This is a genomic window from Paenibacillus hamazuiensis, from assembly GCF_023276405.1.
Taxonomy (GTDB): Bacteria; Bacillota; Bacilli; order Paenibacillales; family NBRC-103111; genus Paenibacillus_AF; species Paenibacillus_AF hamazuiensis.
Window position 1 is genome coordinate 14,480 of sequence record NZ_JALRMO010000001.1, and the last position, 18,316, is coordinate 32,795.

Annotated in this window: 17 protein-coding genes and 1 pseudogene; 16 read left to right on the top strand and 2 right to left on the bottom strand. The window is 48.0% G+C overall.

Annotated elements, in window-relative coordinates:
* Positions 1-113 precede the first annotated feature (113 nt).
* The 11 genes and pseudogenes from MYS68_RS00050 to MYS68_RS00100 all read left to right on the top strand — a co-directional run.
* On the top strand, positions 114-818 hold the full coding sequence (locus MYS68_RS00050) for a GntR family transcriptional regulator (RefSeq protein ID WP_248923854.1): 705 nt from the start codon (positions 114-116) through the stop codon (positions 816-818).
* Positions 819-930: 112 nt separating this feature from the next.
* Complete coding sequence (locus tag MYS68_RS38430) at positions 931-1,284, top strand: ATP-binding cassette domain-containing protein (protein ID WP_275983399.1); 354 nt, start codon at positions 931-933, stop codon at positions 1,282-1,284.
* Between the two features lie 2 nt (positions 1,285-1,286).
* Complete coding sequence (locus MYS68_RS00060; RefSeq protein ID WP_338043534.1) at positions 1,287-3,446, top strand: ATP-binding cassette domain-containing protein; 2,160 nt, start codon at positions 1,287-1,289, stop codon at positions 3,444-3,446.
* 2 nt (positions 3,447-3,448) lie between these two features.
* A complete protein-coding gene (locus tag MYS68_RS00065) occupies positions 3,449-4,393 on the top strand; it encodes an ABC transporter permease (RefSeq protein ID WP_248923855.1) in 945 nt (314 codons plus the stop codon).
* 117 nt (positions 4,394-4,510) lie between these two features.
* Positions 4,511-5,602, top strand: a complete 1,092-nt coding sequence (locus MYS68_RS00070) for an ABC transporter substrate-binding protein (protein WP_248923856.1) — start codon at positions 4,511-4,513, stop codon at positions 5,600-5,602.
* A gap of 44 nt (positions 5,603-5,646) precedes the next feature.
* Positions 5,647-6,363, top strand: coding sequence for a cyclase family protein (locus MYS68_RS00075; protein ID WP_248923857.1), 717 nt, complete (start codon positions 5,647-5,649; stop codon positions 6,361-6,363).
* 29 nt (positions 6,364-6,392) lie between these two features.
* On the top strand, positions 6,393-7,412 hold the full coding sequence (locus MYS68_RS00080) for a zinc-binding alcohol dehydrogenase family protein (RefSeq protein WP_248923858.1): 1,020 nt from the start codon (positions 6,393-6,395) through the stop codon (positions 7,410-7,412).
* Positions 7,413-7,571: 159 nt separating this feature from the next.
* Positions 7,572-8,234, top strand: coding sequence for a ribose-5-phosphate isomerase RpiA (gene rpiA / locus MYS68_RS00085; protein WP_248923859.1), 663 nt, complete (start codon positions 7,572-7,574; stop codon positions 8,232-8,234).
* A gap of 19 nt (positions 8,235-8,253) precedes the next feature.
* Positions 8,254-9,204 carry a ring-cleaving dioxygenase gene (locus MYS68_RS00090; protein WP_248923860.1) on the top strand — a complete coding sequence of 317 codons (951 nt, stop codon included), beginning with the start codon at positions 8,254-8,256 and terminating at the stop codon, positions 9,202-9,204.
* 4 nt (positions 9,205-9,208) lie between these two features.
* Positions 9,209-10,297 (top strand): low temperature requirement protein A, encoded by a 1,089-nt coding sequence (locus MYS68_RS00095; protein WP_248923861.1) that lies wholly within the window; start codon positions 9,209-9,211, stop codon positions 10,295-10,297.
* Between the two features lie 81 nt (positions 10,298-10,378).
* A pseudogene (locus tag MYS68_RS00100) lies at positions 10,379-10,507 on the top strand (DNA alkylation repair protein); the annotation flags it as partial.
* Between the two features lie 342 nt (positions 10,508-10,849).
* On the opposite strand, the gene MYS68_RS00105 reads toward MYS68_RS00100, so the two are convergent.
* The gene (locus MYS68_RS00105; protein ID WP_248923862.1) at positions 10,850-11,260 is read right to left on the bottom strand and encodes a VOC family protein; all 411 of its coding nucleotides are present in this window, start codon (positions 11,258-11,260) and stop codon (positions 10,850-10,852) included.
* Positions 11,261-11,432: 172 nt separating this feature from the next.
* Positions 11,433-12,374 carry a LysR family transcriptional regulator gene (locus MYS68_RS00110; RefSeq protein WP_248923863.1) on the bottom strand — a complete coding sequence of 314 codons (942 nt, stop codon included), beginning with the start codon at positions 12,372-12,374 and terminating at the stop codon, positions 11,433-11,435.
* Between the two features lie 136 nt (positions 12,375-12,510).
* Between MYS68_RS00110 and MYS68_RS00115 the strand changes: the two genes are divergently transcribed.
* The 5 genes from MYS68_RS00115 to MYS68_RS00135 all read left to right on the top strand — a co-directional run bounded on the left by MYS68_RS00115 (position 12,511) and on the right by MYS68_RS00135 (position 18,315).
* Positions 12,511-13,296 carry an RraA family protein gene (locus MYS68_RS00115; protein WP_248923864.1) on the top strand — a complete coding sequence of 262 codons (786 nt, stop codon included), beginning with the start codon at positions 12,511-12,513 and terminating at the stop codon, positions 13,294-13,296.
* A 101-nt stretch (positions 13,297-13,397) separates the two neighbouring features.
* Positions 13,398-13,844: a tripartite tricarboxylate transporter TctB family protein gene (locus MYS68_RS00120; protein WP_248930764.1), complete on the top strand. Its 447-nt coding sequence runs from the start codon at positions 13,398-13,400 to the stop codon at positions 13,842-13,844.
* Positions 13,845-13,856: 12 nt separating this feature from the next.
* Positions 13,857-15,356 carry a tripartite tricarboxylate transporter permease gene (locus MYS68_RS00125; protein WP_248923865.1) on the top strand — a complete coding sequence of 500 codons (1,500 nt, stop codon included), beginning with the start codon at positions 13,857-13,859 and terminating at the stop codon, positions 15,354-15,356.
* Between the two features lie 26 nt (positions 15,357-15,382).
* The gene (locus MYS68_RS00130; RefSeq protein ID WP_248923866.1) at positions 15,383-16,393 is read left to right on the top strand and encodes a Bug family tripartite tricarboxylate transporter substrate binding protein; all 1,011 of its coding nucleotides are present in this window, start codon (positions 15,383-15,385) and stop codon (positions 16,391-16,393) included.
* Between the two features lie 164 nt (positions 16,394-16,557).
* On the top strand, positions 16,558-18,315 hold the full coding sequence (locus MYS68_RS00135; protein ID WP_248923867.1) for a sensor histidine kinase: 1,758 nt from the start codon (positions 16,558-16,560) through the stop codon (positions 18,313-18,315).
* Position 18,316: the final 1 nt, after the last annotated feature.

An 18,316-nucleotide genomic window follows, 5' to 3' on the forward strand; every position in this document is an offset into this window, starting at 1 on the left:
ATGCGCCATCGTCCCCGCGATCATCCGGCAGGATGAATAAATCTTTTATTTGACTTGTATACAAGGATGCTAGTATAATGTGTGTAAAACGTTTACAAGAGGCAGGTGAGAACATGGACCTTCTTTCAAACATTTCAAGAAAGAGAGAAACGTTATCCGATCACGCGTATCACGTCATCAGGGAAGCGATCGTTACGCTGCGTCTCGAGCCGGGGAAGCTGGTGTTTGAGGGGGAGCTGGGCACAACGCTGGGAGTTAGCCGAACCCCTATACGGGAAGCCTTTCGCCGTTTAATGGCCGAGGAGTTGATCGAAGTTCAACCCCAGCGCGGCGCGAGAATCGCTTATATTTCGAAGAAGAAGATTAATGAAGCCAGGTTTGTAAGAGTCAGCCTGGAAGTAAGCGCCTTCAAGGAAGCGGCACAGCATTGGGATCCGGCAAATCCGCGAATTCAAATGCTTTACGATAAAATCCGAGGCATTTTGGAAGAGCAGAAGAAAGTGATTGATGAACAAAATTTCGAAACTTTTTTTAAGCTGGACGAGCAGTTCCACTATTCCATTTTGGAGGCAACGGACAATTCCACCTTAATAACGATCATCAATCAAATGCGGGGGCATTTGAACCGCATGCGTTATTTGGAGTTGCAGGAAACGAAACATACGAGAAAACTCGTTGCCGAGCACGAAGCGATCTTCGAAGCGATCGTATCCAAAAACGTCGAACAAACCGAACGTTTGCTTTGCGATCATATTCGTTGGATTGAGGACAGCATGGACCAGATTATTCAAAAATATCCTCATTATTTTAAGAGTTAGCGGGCGCGCTTTCAAATACGCGCTTGAATATCGTATAAGCTCGCCAAAACTTGTATGCTAGTATAACAGTTGACATTTCTTGTCTCGGACGACTCATTTTGGAGGTGGGACATTGATCGATTCATTACTGCTCGATATGAACGAAGGGAGTAAAAGCAGCGTGCCGCATTCGAATCCGGGAGCAACTCCTGTGCTGAAGATGATGAACATATCCAAATTTTATGGCGTAACCCGGGCCTTGCATCAGATGAATCTGGAGATATATCCGGGGGAAGTCATCGGTTTGGTCGGGGCCAACGGGGCCGGGAAATCGACGCTTATGAAAATTATGACCGGCGTTGTTCAGCCTACCGAAGGTTCTGTCCTCATAGACGGAGAGACCATGGTGAAATTTGATCTCCGAAGCTGGCTAACCGGCATGGGGTTGCCTGCGTATATCAGGAGCTTTCGTTATGTACGAATCTGAACGTGTACGAAAATTTTATGGTGACCCATTTTGACGGGCCTGACTTCAAAGACGGAAACTGGAGGCGCAAAGCCAAAACGTTTGCCCGGCAGTCTTTGGATGAAGTATTCCCCGATCATCGGATTGACGTTTCCAAAACCGTCGAGCATTATTCCTTGGCGGAGCGGCAAATGATAGAGATTGCTAGAGCAATGAGCACGCACAATCTGAAGGTTCTCATTCTGGACGAACCGACATCTTCGCTCACGATGGACCGCATCAAGCAGCTTCACGATTATATGAGACACCTTTGCGGAAAAGGCGTTTCGATTATTTACGTATCCCACAAATTGGAGGAAATCAAGCAGGTTTCGAATCGGGTCGTCCTGATGAAAAACGGCGAACAAACCTGGGAAGGTCAATCGGCCGAGATCAGCACGGCGGATCTGATTAAACATCTTGGGGGAAATGTATCCGAGAAGGGACGGATAACACGAGAGACAAGCAAATCGGCGGAACAGGTGATCGCCGTCAACCATCTGGATACGAGACATTTGCGTGAAGTGAATATGGAAGTGCGGCAGGGAGAAATTGTCGGGATTGCGGGACTTGAGGGGTCCGGGCAAAAGCAGCTGCTTAACGAATTGTACAACGCAGCTATGGGCCGGAAGCGAACGGGCATACAGATCAATAAATCCGTTGCCTTTATAAGCGGAGACCGGCAGACCGAAGGCATTTTTCATCTGTGGGACATATCCGACAATATGCTCATCTCCGGTCTGCAGCAGGTGACCCGGTGGGGCATCATTCAAAGGGATAAAGCGGAAGCGCTTGCCCAAGAGTGGTTTCAAAAATTGAAGTTTAAGGCGGAAAGCAAGCATGCCGCAATCACCGCATTAAGCGGGGGAAACCAGCAAAAGGCATTGATTGCAAGAGGAATTGCTTCGCAAGCGGATATTATCCTGCTCGACGATCCGACGCGAGGGGTCGATATCGAGACCAAGCAGGAAATTTATCGTTTGCTTCACGAAGCGAAGGCAAGCGGAAAGTCGATCGTCTTGTACAGCACCGAAGATGCCGAAATGGAGCAGTGCGATCGGGTTTACGTGATGCGCTCGGGCCGTGTTGTCCGGGAGTTGGTTGACAGCGACATAACACCCGGCAATATCGTTCAAGCTTCCTTTGAGGAAAGCAAAGAAAACGGTTCCATTTCAAAGACGGCGGTCCGTGATGTTAACGATAAAGCGGCATTCCATTTTCTGAAGGAGCTGGGAGGAAGCCGTTCAACGCTCCCTCTCGTTACGCTTCTGGTGCTGCTGGGATTAAACGCCGCCTTCAATATCAATACGGTCTCGTATATGGGCATCAACCTGCTGGTAGGAGCCGCGATCCCGCTTGTGTTCGCCGCACTTGCGCAAATGTTTATTACGCTGGCCGGGGATATCGATTTGGGGATCGGTTCGGCGTTAGGCCTGGCCAATGTTTTGGCGGCCACGCTCCTGGCGGATAATCCGGTTATCGGAATAGCTGCTTGCATCTTGTTGACGGGGGCATACGCGGCAATGGGCACCTTGATCCATATACGAAAAATACCGTCGATCGTCGTTACGCTCGGAACTTCTTTTCTGTGGCTTGGAATCGCTTTATTGATTCAGCCTACCCCCGGCGGAACGGCGCCGGAATGGCTTACCGGTCTGTTCTCGCTGCCCGTACCCGTCGTTCCGATGCCGGCATGCATTTGTATCGTCGCCGCTGCGGCGACATTTTGGATCGTTAAGAGGTCCCGCTACGGTGTCATTCTGAGAGGGTTCGGCAATCATCCGGAAGCGGTATCACATGCCGGATGGTCTCACCTGGGCGCGAGGGTTACGCTGTATACCATGGCAGGAGTATGCGTCATCCTGGCGGGATTGGCCGCTACGGCAATCAGCCATGGCTCCGACGTCAATGCGTCGAGCACGTTCACACTCACCAGCATAGCGACGATCATTTTAGGCGGATGCGCTTTTGCCGGGGGAATTGTGGAACCGATCGGCGTCGTCGGAGGGGCCGTAGCGATTTCGCTTATTTCTTCCTTGCTTGTATTTTCTTCCATCAGTACGGATTTCCAGTCGGCGGCGGTCGGCATCGTGCTGTTAGCGGCTTTGGCGGCTAATTTAGTTATTCGAAAGAGAGTGAGCTAACGATGAAAGCAGGCAACTGGATCGGAAGGAACACTTGGGTTTGGGCGGTGCTCGGGTCTCTGCTGCTCTGGGTTTTGATCGGTTTGATTTCCGGGCACATCGCACTGCAAACGGTGCTGTACAATGCCACCTTGGCGAGTTTTCTCGTATTGCTCGGCTTCGGACAAATGACGGTGATCACCAGCGGAGACGGCGCCATCGATTTGACGATGCCGTATATCGTAACGTTGTCCGCATTTATATCCACTTCCATTATGGAAGGCGGCAATCCCTATATCATTCCGGGACTTCTCGCTGCGCTTCTGGTCAGCGTCGCCATCGGGTGCATCAACGGAATCGTCATTACCAAACTTCGCGTCCCTCCGATCATCACGACGCTGGCAACGGGATATATTACCTTTTCCGGGGTGTTGGTGTATTCCCGGCATACTCCGGGCGTGCCTAACAACGTGTTGTCGCAGTTCGTAAAGTTTCAGTATATGGGCATTTCGTCTTTGATGATCATCAGTTTGTTGTTAAGTTTCATCGTCGCCGTCATTTTATACAAAACGCCTTTCGGCAAAAGAATTCATGCGATGGGACAAAGCAGCCGTGCAGCCCAAAAGGCCGGCATCCGAACGGAGCGAATGACCGTTTTCATATTTATGTTCAGCGCCTTTTTGGCCGGATTGACCGGTGTTTTGCTCGGGGCCTATATCGGCGGTGCGTTTATGGATATGGGGAACGCGTATTTGTTGACATCGATCGCAGCCGTGCTGGTCGGAGGGACTCTTGTCTCCGGAGGCAAATCCAGCGTGGCGGGAACTTTGGGCGGGGCCCTTCTGCTGACATTATTGGTTACGTTTTTGAATCTGACCAAATTGACGGCAGGTTATCAATATATCATCCAGGGTGCGGCTCTGATTTTGATTTTGACTGCATCCAAATCAAGACAGTCAGCCCGGTAACGAGTGACGATTTCAGGCGGGGAAGGAGGGCGGGGAGCAAAGTCGCGGCTGCATGAAAGCGAAATAGAAAAAAACTTCAACAATGACGTATGTGCAAAATAAGAGGAGGTTATCCGAATGTTTAAAAACAAATTGTTCATCGCCAGCGCACTTATTATTTCCATGTTAGGTTTGGCCGCCTGCGGTTCCGGGGGCGCGAGTAACACGGCTGCTTCCGGAAATACGGGCGTTCAAGCGGATCAAAAGGACGGCAAAAAGAAAGATATTGTGATCGGCTTCAGCAATTCTTTTAACGGGAATTCTTACCGGCAAGTCATGGAGAACTATTTTAAAGAGACGGCGGATGAAATGAAAAAATCCGGCGAAATCTCCGACTATGTGATCGTGGAAGCCAACAACAATATTAACCAGCAAATTACGCAAATCGAAAACCTGATTTTGAAAAAAGTCAGCGCCATCATTGTCGACCCGGGCTCGGGTACGGCTCTGGATGGAGCCATCGCCAAGGCGACGGCTGCAGGTATACCGGTTATCGTCGTGAACGACGGCCCCGTTACGAGCAAGGATGCGTACCAGATCAATTTCGACCTGTCCGAAATTACGAGAATTCAAGCCGAATACGTCGTCAAACGGCTGAACGGAAAAGGCAATGTCATCATTATGCGCGGCGTCGCCGGTACGGAAGCGGACAAGCAGCTGCACGAAGGTTATACCAAAGTTTTTGAAAAGTATCCGGATATCAAGGTTGTCGCTACCGTAAATGCGGATTGGACGAACACCGTCGCCCAGACCAAAATCGCCGCCATTTTGCCGAGCCTTCCGAACGTTGATGCCGTCGTAGGCCAAGGAGGCGACGACTATGGTGCGATTCAGGCGTTTGAGGCGGCCGGCAAACCGGTGCCGCTTGTTACAGGCGGAAATCGCGGCAACTTCCTGACCTGGTGGAGCGAGCAAAATAAGAAAAACGGGTACACGACCATTTCCGTAGCCGCCAATCCTTGGGTGGCCACTGCGGGGCTTCACGTAGCGATGGATATTTTGAACGGAAAGAAAGTGCCGAAAGTGATGATCATGCCTTCGTTTACCGTCACGCAGGACGACTTGCCGAAATACGCCAATCTCGAAGCAACGGCGGTAGCCAGCCCGAAATACGATAAGGCATGGGTGGAAGCGAATCTTGTAAATCAAACGGGCGGCTCTCAAAAGTAAAGCGGCCCATCGGTGGAGCATAGTCTGTCAGGAGGTCTTGCGGGGTGAATCGGATAAATTGTGTCGAAACGCTTGTTGGTTCCCTAAGCGGTTTTACCGTCGTCGATCTTAGCCATACTCTTGAAGAACATATCCCGTGTTGGCCGACTCATGCGAGATTCAGTCATACCGTGTACGAGTCCTACCATTTCGGAGATGTGTCCTGCCATCATGGCGTGACGATGTCGGAGCATACAGGGACGCATATGGATGCACCTTTGCATTTTGTGGCGGGGGGAGACGGAATCGATCAAGTTCCGCTTGCCCACGTCATGGGCCGCGCTGCGGTTATAGACGCAACGGAAATCGGCCCCTGCGGAACGGTTGGCTCCGAGTTCGTTCAAGAGTGGGAGAATAAACACGGGGTACTGAAAACCGGCGATATCGTATTGCTGCAATTCGGCTGGGACCGTTACTGGGGGGTAAAACCCGGGGATGCGATGTTTTTGAAGGACTGGCCGGGTATCGGGGAAGAGGCGGCCCGTTATTTGGCGGGCAAAGGAGTGCGGGCGGTCGGTACGGATGCCATGTCCATCGATGCGTTCGGCAGCGACAATCCGGCCCACCGCATATTCCTCCCGAATGGAATACCCATTATAGAAAATTTGACAAATTTGGGAAAATTGCCACATTTCGTTTTTTTCATAGCGCTGCCTTTAAAAATCAAAAACGGCTCCGGGTCTCCCGTTCGTGCCGTAGCTTTACTAAATCCGCAAATGTAAACAGTATATAGAGAACGGAGTGAGCAGGGTTGAAGGCCATACAAGTCGTTAAGCCGGGGAAAATCGATATCATCGAGAAAGAAATGCCCCGCATAAGCAAAGGAAACGAAGTTCTGATCAAGGTCCGTCTGATCGGCATTTGCGGTTCCGATATGCATATTTATCACGGAACCTCGCCTGTCGCCACCTATCCGCGCGTGATCGGCCATGAAATGGTCGGCGAAATAGAAGAGGTCGGTCTCGACGTGAAAAAGCTGTCGGTCGGAGACAAGGTGGTTATGGAGCCGATCGAATGGTGCGGGGAATGCTACGCATGCCGGAACGGCCGCAGAAACGTATGCGCGAGGCTGCAGGTCTATGGGGTTCATAAGGACGGAGCCTGCCAAGAATACATCGTGCTTCCCGAACATATCGTGCACAAAGTGGATTCGCGGCTTGACTGGCACGAAGCGGTTTTGGTCGAACCGTTCACTATCGGCGCGCAAGCCAACTGGCGGGGAGACGTCAGAAAAGGAGACGTCGTGTTCATCATGGGCGCCGGTCCCATCGGATTATGTGCGCTGCAAGTGGCGAAATTGAAAGGCGCCGTCTGCATCATTTCGGATTTAAGCGACGACAAGCTTGCCTATGCCCAATCTTTAGGTGCGGACTATGTGTTAAATCCGTTGAGAGATACCATTACTTCCGAAGTGGAACGGATTACGGACGGTTTGGGACCTAACGTAACGATAGACGCGGTTTGCACGGTAAAAACATTTGAGCAGGCGGTCGAGATCACTTCCGCTGCAGGGAGAGTGGTCGTACTAGGTTTTAGCGAAACCCCTTCCGCTATTGCCCAGCTTCACATCACCAAGAAGGAACTGACGATTGCCGGCTCGCGTCTGCAGTCGGAAAAGTTTCACGAGGTGATCGATTGGATTAACAGCGGGGCGATCAAAGCGGATTCGTTTGTGACGCACCGTTTTCCTTTGGAAGACATTCATCGGGCCATCGAATTGATTGAAACCCATCCGAACGAAGTTCGAAAAGCCGTATTGGTAGCGGAGTAGCGAAGCGACCGAAGAACATAACTAAACGCAGCCGAAGTTTCCTCGTCTTGAGGATCCTTCGGCTTTTTTTCCGGGTTCGTTTTTCTTGACTGGTTCACATTTTATTACAATGGTGTGGTAGTATGGTCTTAAGTCAATGAATTTGTCCAGGAGGTTCAAATGAATTCAAAAAAGGCGGCTGCCGAAAAAGCGGCGGAATATGTACGCGACCATATGGTAGTTGGATTAGGTACAGGATCCACATCTTATTGGGCCATTCAAAAATTAGGAGCGAAAGTAAAGGACGGCTTGAATATAAGGGCGGTCGCAACATCCGTTAGCTCTGAAAACTTGGCCAAGGAATTAGGAATTCCGCTAATACCGATTTCCGAGATTGAACAAATTGATATTACGATTGACGGAGCTGACGAGGTCGACGGTGAATGGAACTTAATAAAAGGCGGAGGAGGAGCTCTCTTGCGGGAGAAGATCATAGCTTCCTTCAGCAAGGAACTGATGATTATCGTCGATGAAAGTAAACAGGTCAACCGTCTTGGCAAATTCCATCTGCCCGTAGAAATAGTTAGATTCGGAAATGAAATCACACTGAAACAGCTGCGTACTCTGGGGTGTGATCCAAAAATAAGGATTGTTGATCATAAACCGTTCATTACGGATAACGGGAACTACATTGCCGATTGCGATTTTGGAACGATAGAACGTCCGGGACAGCTTCATAACGCAATCAATATGATTCCGGGAGTCGTAGAGAACGGACTGTTTATTAAGATGGCGACGAAAGTGATTGTCGGTTTTGAGGACGGATCGGTTAAGGAAATATGAAAAATAGGGGTGAAATCTTATGATATTAGAAACCGCAGGAATACATCACATTACCGCATTTGCGCGTAACCCGCAGGACAACGTCAATTTTTATGCCGGCGTACTCGGTCTTAGGCTTGTAAAGAAAACCGTTAACTTCGACGCGACGGAGGTTTATCATCTGTATTTCGGAGATCAATCGGGAAACCCCGGCACGGTCATCACCTTCTTCCCTTACCCTAACTATCGCCGCGGAGAAATAGGCGGTGGACAAGTAGGAATCACTGCGTTTGCCGTGCCTCCCGGCTCGCTAGATTTCTGGGAGAAGCGGCTTAATAGCTTTGGAATAACTCCAACAAAAGCGATCCGTTTTCAACAATCCTACCTTCAATTCTGCGATAACGAGGGGCTTCAACTGGAAATCGTCGAGCGCGAGGAGGGATTAAACAGCAGCTGGTCGTTTGGTGGAATTCCTGCGGACAAAGCGATTAAGGGATTAGGCGGTGCCGTTCTGTTCAGCGTAAATGCAGAGAAAACGATACACGTTCTTGAAAACGTACTGGGGCTGAAAAAACTAGGGGTGGACGCCGGTTACGCGCGTTTTCAATCCCCCGCAGCTATCGGGAATCTGATCGATGTTGCTCTTGAAGATAAGCAGCGCGGGCATGGAGGGGCAGGCACCGTCCATCACATCGCATGGCGTGCGAAAGACTTTCAGGAGCATGAAGAGTGGCACCGGAAAGTTACCGCATGCGGCTTTGCGCCAACTCAAATTTTGGACCGGAAGTATTTCAAAGCGCTTTATTTCCGGGAAGACGGCGGTATCTTATTTGAGATTGCAACCGATCCTCCGGGGTTCGCGCGAGATGAAGCTCCCGATGCATTGGGTCAAAAATTGATGCTCCCGGAATGGTTCGAACCGCTGCGCGGTCAAATCGAAGATAACCTGCCGCAGATTGAAGTGAAAACGCCGGATGGAGACAAGGGATAAGAATATGGTCGAGAAAAAGGTAACATGGCTGGAGCTGTTTTATGATCTGCTTTTTGTAGCGGCCGTGTCGAAAGCGAATCACGTCTTGCTGCATGCGGAAAACGGGATCATCCCCTTTGAATACTTAAGCAAATTTGTTTTAATATTCATTCCGATTTGGTGGGGGTGGGTAGGACAAACACTGTTTAACAATCGCTTTGGACAAGATATAGGAACTCATCGGATCTTCATGATCTTGCAGTTGTTTTTTGCTTTAATCATGACGGCAAGTTTATCCGTTGATTTTGATCGATATTATATTCCTTTCTTTATCGGTTATATCGGTTCGAGAGCGTTAACGGCCATTCAATATCTTGCGGTACACAAATCAACCAATAACCATCAGCGAATGACCGCCAAATATTTGGGGACTTGCTTTTTGATAGGGATATTGATATCTTCCTTCTCGCTTTTTATTGACACGTGGGTCCGTTATGTGATTTTGTATGCCGGAATTGCCATAGATATCATGCTGCCGTTACTGGGCAGGCGGTACCTGGTTGTCACACCCACAAATCCGCATCACCTGCTGGAACGTTTTGCCTTATTTACGCTTATTCTTATCGGCGAGTCGATCATCGGTATTCTCAGCGTCTTACAATCAAACAACTGGACGTGGACATCGGTTTTGTTCGCCTTATTTACGTTTATCCTTGTGATAGCCATGTGGTGGCAATATTTTGACAATATTGAACGGAAAGTGAGCAAAGAGATACAAACAGCCGGTCAGGCGATTATTTACGGCCATTTATTCATTTATGTTTCCATGGGTTTGATTGCGGCTTCGATCCAATTGGTATTTCAGGAGAAGCTGCATTATCCGTTTATGCTGGCCTTTGTTTTCGGGTCCGTGCTGCTTTATTTTATTTCCACATCGCTGGTTTTTCACCGGTACAGATTGAAACATCTGAGGCTGAGAGTGTACCATTTGGCGATATTATTGGGTGTGCTCGGATGTTTTTTTGCGGTGGACAACTTTTTTTATGTGCCTAATTTTGTAATCGTCGGAGAAATGATGATGTTCTTTGTCGTGTATGCGAAAATGACGACTTGAGTTAGGGGGCTTCGCGCGTTATCCCGAGCTTATGGCTTCGTACGGCAGCCGATGGATCGACTCGGAGCAGCTTTGGCTGCAGCGCTCGGCTGGGCGCTGCGTGAATATGCCAAGGCAAACCCGCAGGCTGTCAGGGACTTCGTCCTGCATCATGAACTGAAGCCGCTGAGCCGGAAAGAGGCGCTGAAGCATATTGGAATCGGGACGTGATATTGGAAAAAATGATTCGAGAGGAGGCTGTCCCGAGGGAAGATGCACTGATGAGGTTGGGAAAGCCTTAGCCGAAGGGCTGAAAAATTTGGCTTAACGTTACGTTTAACGAATTGTAGGAGACTGTCGATTAATCGGTGGGAACGGTCCAAGGAATTGATTTCGAAGCTCAAACATGTTGCGATAGCTTTGATTTGATTGAATTTATCGGTGTCAAAGCTATCGCAAAACTCGCCCTGAAATCAATTTCCCCGCCCTCATCCCATTTAATCGACAATCTCTGTAGGGATGCTAAATACTGCTCCTCGAAGCTATCTCATTAGAATTTCAATTCACCCGCCATTACGCCTTTTGCGTGAAAATCTGGAAGGTGACGCCGAATTTGTCGGTTACCATCCCGTACGCGGGGCTGAAGTAGACCTCCTGCAGGGGGTGATCGACCTGTCCGCCCTCTTTCAGCGCCTCATAATACTTCCGGGCCTGCTCCTTATCGGCGGTGGTGATGCAGATGTTTACCTGCTTGCCCTGCGCGAACCGAACCCCCGGGTCCGTATCGGCGACAAACAGAACCGTTCCACCGATCTTCAGGACGGAATGGGCCACTCGGTCCCTTGCCTGCTCCGACACCGCTTGTCCAGCTTCGCCGAAGGTCATCTTGAATGCCACCTTCGCTCCCAACGCTTGCTCGTAAAAGGCGATCGCCTCACGAGCGCCTCCGTCCAGCATAATATACGGGTTTAGTTGCACTTCCATAGTTACACAGCTCCTTCAACTTTAGAATTGATCTTTCTCTGATAGTGTAACCGCTAATAGTGACAACTCCTGTCATAGTCAGTAGTTATTTTATCAGGCCGGGGGTTAGTCCGGCAGTAGCCAAACAAAGCCACAAGTATAGCCCTTTTCTTGCAAATTCGGGGAATGGATATTAAATGATATTTAAATCCGCAAGATTGTATATCCGTTTAAAGTGCACGGCTTGCGCTCTCAATTCACTTATAAATTCTTCGCTTGCCGGCGTTAAATGCTTATTTTTTTTACGCAATACGCCAAATAAAGTGTTCATTTGCTGTTCGGCGATAGGAAGCGGGATAATATCTCCATTATTTACATAAGGATCCGTTTTTAAAGCGAAATCGGCATAAAAACCGATCGCCAAACCTTCTGCGATCACTTTTTTTAAAGATTCGGGATTGCTTGCGGTAAAAAGTATATTCGGCTCCCCATACTGCTTCAGCCGGGTGAGAATGTAGGAGTTCATCCTGTATTCTTGATTAAAAATAACGATCGGGTGTTTAATTATCTCTTCCAAAGAGATGTTTTTTTTGGAAGATAAAGCAAAATATTTACTTACACAAGCCATTGTTTCTCCGATAAGCAAGGGCTCAAACTGCAGTTTTGCATCGTCAAAATCGGAGGGCTGGCGGCGTGAAACGAGACCAAGCTCCACTTCTCCATTCAGAACAGAGTCCTTTGCTTTAATGGATCCGGCTTCAATAATCTCAATTTGAACCTTTGGAAACTTGCTTTTAAATACAGCTAAGGTTTTGGGCAATAAAGTCATACACATGCTCGGGATCGTCGCAATGGAAATCGTTCCCGTTAACTCGGAATCTTGGGTTCGTGCCGCTTTTTTCAGTTCGGCCACTTGATTAAGGATTTCTCTTGCTCTGTCTATAATGGCTTTGCCCGCTTCCGTTGGTTTCGCACCTGATCTGGAGCGAATAAATATGGTTGTTTTTAATTCTTCTTCCAGGCTTGCAATGGATTGGCTGACATTCGGTTGAGAAACATGCAGCCTTTCTGCCGCTATGGTGATGGAACCGCAATCGGAGACCTCAACGAGATATTGTAATTGATCAAGTCGCAAGCAGCAGCTCTCCTTTACATAAATGAAATTTATACTAACATTAGAAATTCATATTACACATTATAAATGATTATGTGTTTTAATAAAATAGAAAAAGAAAACGCTATCAAAAAAAGAAAGACGAGGGGAATTTTCAATGAGCACACAATTGGAAAAAGAATATCAAGAGTATAAGGAGCAGGGAAGAATATGGGGATTAATCCCTCAAGAAAGAGTTAAAAAAATTAAATTCCCGCGCGTCAGCCGGAATGTTATCAATCAGTTCCTGGAGCTGGACGATCTCACTACAACAGTATCGGATATTCTGGATTCCATGGGGATTTGCGGAGTCGTTGCCGCATCCCATCTGCGTCCTATTATACCGGGTAAAAAAATCGTGGGGCACGCCGTTACAATCAGAAATATTCCCGAAAGAAAAACACCCACTCAGGGATACGTCGATAAAGATGTTATCCGCATGTCGACACGTGACATTTACTACCTGGCTGAGCCGGGGGATGTGCTCGTAACTGATTTCGGCGGCAATCCGGATGTATCGAATATGGGAGGACAATCCTGCACAGTGGCCAAATCCCGCGGTTTGGCAGGCAGCATTGTTAACGGTGCAGTGCGGGATGTTTCGACGATCAGAAGCATTGACTATCCCGTATGGAGTTTCGGACATACTCCGATGACCGGAAAATTCAGGCTCGAAGCCATCGAAATGAACGGGCCGGTAACTCTTCATAATATCGTGGTGGATGCCGGGGACCTCATTATCGCGGACGATTCGGGGATCTGCGTTGTGCCTTTTGATAAAATCGAAATCGTATTGGAGACGGCAAAATCCATCATTGCGGAAGAGGATAAAATGCGTGAGTTGATAGTCAGCAATGCGCCGATTGACGAATTAAGGCCTTTATTTAGAAAGCGCTATAAGTAATTCATTATAGAATTATCCCACCAGAATCCGTTCGGGTGGGATTAAGTTTTAAAATTCGGTCTACAAGATGAGGCAGGTCGGAGGAGATATTTTTGAAAAAAATGAATCCTGGAGTGTGGGCGGGATTTTTTGTTTTACTGCTGTCGTTGGTATTGCTTGTAACGTCCTTTTCTTATCCCTACAAAAAAATCGGCTTGGGATTGGGACCGGGATTTTTCCCCGTTTGGCTAAGCGTCATCCTGATGGTGCTGTCCTGCTTTTATATATATGATTCGTTTAAATCTAAAGAAAACAGTCAGACGACGTTTCCAAGAGGCGACGTTTTGCGAAACATTTTATTTATACTGGGTTGTTTGGTTTTGTTTGTGGTGTTGATTTCATTTATAGGCTTCGTATTGACCGGCACCCTGTTTTTGTTTTTGCTGCTTTACCGCGGATATAAATGGTATGCCAACATTGCCATATCGTTAAGTGTATCCGTTTTCCTGTTTTGGCTTTTCGGCTCGGTTCTTCAAGTCGCGCTGCCTGTTAACGCATTTGGATGGTAAGGAGGACTTTCTTTGGAATCGTTGGCATCGTTGTTACACGGCTTTGAGGTGGCAGGTACTTGGTGGAATTTGCTTTATTGTTTAATCGGGGTTTCCATCGGCATGTTTGTAGGGGTGCTGCCCGGCTTAGGCCCCGTTGCCGGAACTGCGCTGCTTGTCCCCATTACGTATGACATGGAGCCTGTCTCGGCCATTATTATGCTTTCCGGCATCTTTTACGGCTGTATGTATGGAGGAACGATCACCTCGGTTTTGATTAATACACCGGGTGAGGCGGCATCTGTTGTTACTTGCCTGGACGGTCATCAGATGGCGAAGCAGGGGCGGGCGGGGACGGCTTTGGGCGTCGCGGGAATCGGTTCATTTATAGGAGGGGTCACCGCAATCATAGCTTTGACGTTTATCGGTCCTCCGTTAGCCCGGTATGCGCTGAAATTTGGTCCGCCCGAATATTTTTCTTTAATGATGTTGGGCTTATTGATGCTGATCGCATTGATGGGAAAATCGTTAATCAAGGGAATGATCGCTGCTGTTTTTGGCTTGCTTTTAGGACTGGTAGGCATGGACCCGGTATCGGGTGCGGTTCGTTTTACATTCGGCCGGATGGAGCTGCTGGACGGATTTGATTTTACGATCATTGCGATGGGGCTGTTTGGCATCTCGGAAATTTTGCTGAATGCCGAAAACAAGATGGAGGCGGATACGCCGCTTAAAATACAAGGTCTAATGCCGAAACGGGAGGAATGGAAACCCGCGGCCAAAGCTATCGGCAGAGGGACGGGCATAGGCATGCTGCTCGGATTAATTCCCGGCGCTACTTCGGTGATCGCATCTTTAATTTCCTACGCCTTGGAGAAAAAGATCGCGAAGGATCCTTCCCGGTTCGGAAAAGGAGCGATCGAAGGTGTGGCCGGGCCGGAAACCGCAAACAACGCCCACAGCGGCGCGGCGATGATTCCTTTATTTACGATGGGTATTCCGAGTTCCCCTACGGTGGCCATTCTGCTCGGGGCATTCGTCATGCACGGTTTAACGCCGGGTCCGGCTTTGTTTCATAAAAATCCGGATTTCGTCTGGGGCGTTATAGCGAGTATGTTCATCGGTAACGTGATTTTGCTTATCTTTAATTTGCCGATGGCAAATATGTGGGCTAAAATCGCCCAAGTCCCCTATAAGCTGCTGTTTCCCTTGATTTTGATTGTTTCTTTATTGGGGGCGTACAGCGTCAATAACAGCTTGTGGGATATGGGGCTCATGATAATATTTGGCATAATCGGGTATATCATGAAAAAATTGGATATACCGATCGCCGCCACCGTATTGACCTTCGTATTGGGATCGCAGATTGAGTCTACGCTGCTTCAATCGCTGGCGACCTCGGACAACGGTGGGCTGATCTTCTTTACGCGTCCGATTTCGGGGACATTGATGGTTATTTGCATCATCCTGCTTGCGTTCAGCATCTTCGGCTGGCTGAAAAAGAAAGGCGGCATAGAAGCTGCCGATATGTAACCTATATTCGATTGGGAGGACTCGCTATGAAGAATAAGTTTGCTTTCATCACAATGATTTTCGCGCTTTTATTAACAGCTTGCGCTCAAGGGGCTCCGCAAGCTCAAAAGAATCAAAAAAACGCAGGGGCAAGATCCGATGCCGATTTTCCGACTAAACCGATTACACTTATCGTTCCTTATGCCGCAGGCGGCGGAACAGACCAAATTGCCCGCATATTGGAAAAAGTACTGAAAAAGTATATGCCCAATGGACAAAATATTGTCGTTGAGAATAAGACGGGAGGCGCGGGGACGGTTGGAACTGCGGAGGTTTTTCAAGCTAAGCCGGACGGGTACAAGCTTGCGTTGGTGGCCGGCGGACCGCTTTCCGTTCAACCGCATTATGGAAATATTCCTTTCAGCCATGACAGTTTTCAGCCCGTAATACGAATAGCTTCCAGTCCGTTGCTGCTGGCTGTAAAAGCCGATGCTCCGTGGAAAACATTTGACGAATGGTTTGACTACGTTAAGAAAAACCCGGGCAAATTCACGTACAGCTCGGCAGGTGCCGGTAATCCGGGACATATTGCTGTGGAAGCGTTTAATAACGCTACGGGCGCCCAAACCAAAAACGTTCCGTTTGACAGCAGCAGCCAAGCCTTTACCGCTTTGCTCGGCGGTCATGTTCAAGGAGCAAGCGCGGCTTCCCAGGAGATCAAGGGACAGCTGGATTCGGGCAATATTCGGCTGATAGCCAATTTAGGCAGCAGTAAGGGCGATTTTTATAAAGACGTACCGACTTTAAAGGATAAGGGGATCAATGCAGCTTCGGATATTTATTTTGGAATCATTGCCCCCAAAGGATTGCCTAAAGATATCCTCGCTATCCTCCATGATGCTTTCAAAAAGGCAATGGAAGACCCCGAAGCGATACAGCTTTTTAACGCGGCGGGCATTGAGCTTAATTACGCCGGCTCCGATGAGTTTCAGAAGATTATAACGGAAAGTTATAATCTAAATGGACAAATACTTAAAAAGATTGGCTTGGTTAAATAAATCTCAAATTCCCGGCATCTGACATGATGCCGTTTTTTTTTGTTTGAAGGCACCATATTTTGCAGACAAGGTTTGCAAAAGCATAATTCCATTATGGAATAAAGTGAAGTATAATATCCGTATCTTCGGCGGCATTTTTCGACAAAGCGGAGGGGAGCTGAACAGTGGTTCGTTTGTTTAATAATTTGAAGATCCAAAACAAAATATTCATAACGTTCTCCCCTCTCTTTTTTCTGGTCATTTTGTCGATCACGTTCTTTTTCTACACGTTTGCGGAAAAAAATATTTTGAATAAAGCCGGCGAGGCCAACTTAAACGTGTTAAACCAAATTGCCGATAAAATTCAAATTATAAACGGTAATGTGAAATCGGTTTCTTCGATGTATTTTCTCGATCCGAATATTCGGCGGCTTGTAAAAAGCGACTGGACGGACCGCAAATACGAAGAGTTGGTTACGCAAAATCAAGTGAAGGCTTTGAACGATACGGTGAACAACAACTTTCAATTTTTAAAACATAAGTTGACCCTTTTCGGATTTAACGGAAATTATTATAACGACGAAGGGACCGACCGGCGGGAGCAGGACGAGCTGCGCAGCCAAAATTGGATGATCACGTTCGAAGAGGATAAAAACAAGATGCTTTGGGCGGACACTTATCTGCTGGACGGGAATTATATTTTTTCTGCGGTCAGTTATATGAGAGATGTTTACACGGGCAAAGGAACCGGGCTGCTCATTCTCGATTTCAGCGAAAATATTTTATACGATACCTACAAAAATCTGGAAGATAAACATATCATGATATTCAATTCGCAAGGCGTCATGATATCCGGCCAAAACAAATCGCAGCTCGGCACCAGTGCGGCGGGCGCCGATTTTTTTAAAAAGCTGAGCGGCAACAGGTCCGGTTACTTCCTCACAAGATATGAGGGCGGCGAAACATTGGTTTCGTTTTATAAAGTGGAGCAGCTTGATTGGTATATTGTCGATGTGACGCCTTTGTCCGCTTTGATGGAAGGCATGAGCAGCATCAAGAAATATGTGGTTCTGATCGCGCTGGCGGAGCTCGTCATTTTGTTCGTATTGTCTTATTTCATTGCGTTTGCGATCTCTTCTCCGCTGAAAAAGCTGGTGAAATCCATTCACTTGGCGAGCAGCGGCAACTTGAACCATATGATCGACGTGAACAGAAAAGATGAAATCGGCTTTCTCGTAGCTAAATATAATACGATGCTGGAGAGAATCGATTCGCTGATGAAAGAAATTGTCGCTCAGCACGAGAAGAAACGTAAAGCGGAAATGCAAGGGCTTCAGGCACAGATGAACCCGCATTTTTTATACAACACGTTAAATTCCATTCGGTGGATGGTAAGAACGAATCAGCCCGAGGTCACCAACAACATGATCATCTCTCTCGTCAGGCTGCTTCGGCAAAACTTTAATGCAGGCCATGAATGGATAACGTTTTCGGAGGAATTGAAGTTTTTATCGGATTATATTCTGATTCAAAAGATCAGGTACGGCGATAAATTTGACGTGGTGTACGACTTTAACGAAGAGATCCTTTCGTTTTACACGTTAAGGCTGCTGTTTCAGCCGATTTTGGAAAATGCGATTTTCCACGGCATCGAACCGAAAGACGGCCAAGGAACGATTCGGGTGGGCGTCTATCCCGAGGGGGATAAGGTGATCGTGGAAATTACCGACGACGGTGTCGGCATGGATTTGAGCGAATGGAATTCTCCTTTATCGGGCGGCCGCCTGTCCGGCCGGGAGGAATCCAACGGGATCGGTCTCGAAAACATTCAGCAGCGGATCAAGCTGCATTTTGGCGAAAAATACGGCATCAAGCTGCAAAGCGGAAAAAACCGGGGGACGAAGGTGACCATTCATCTCCCCGTCATTCGGGAAAGGATGTAAT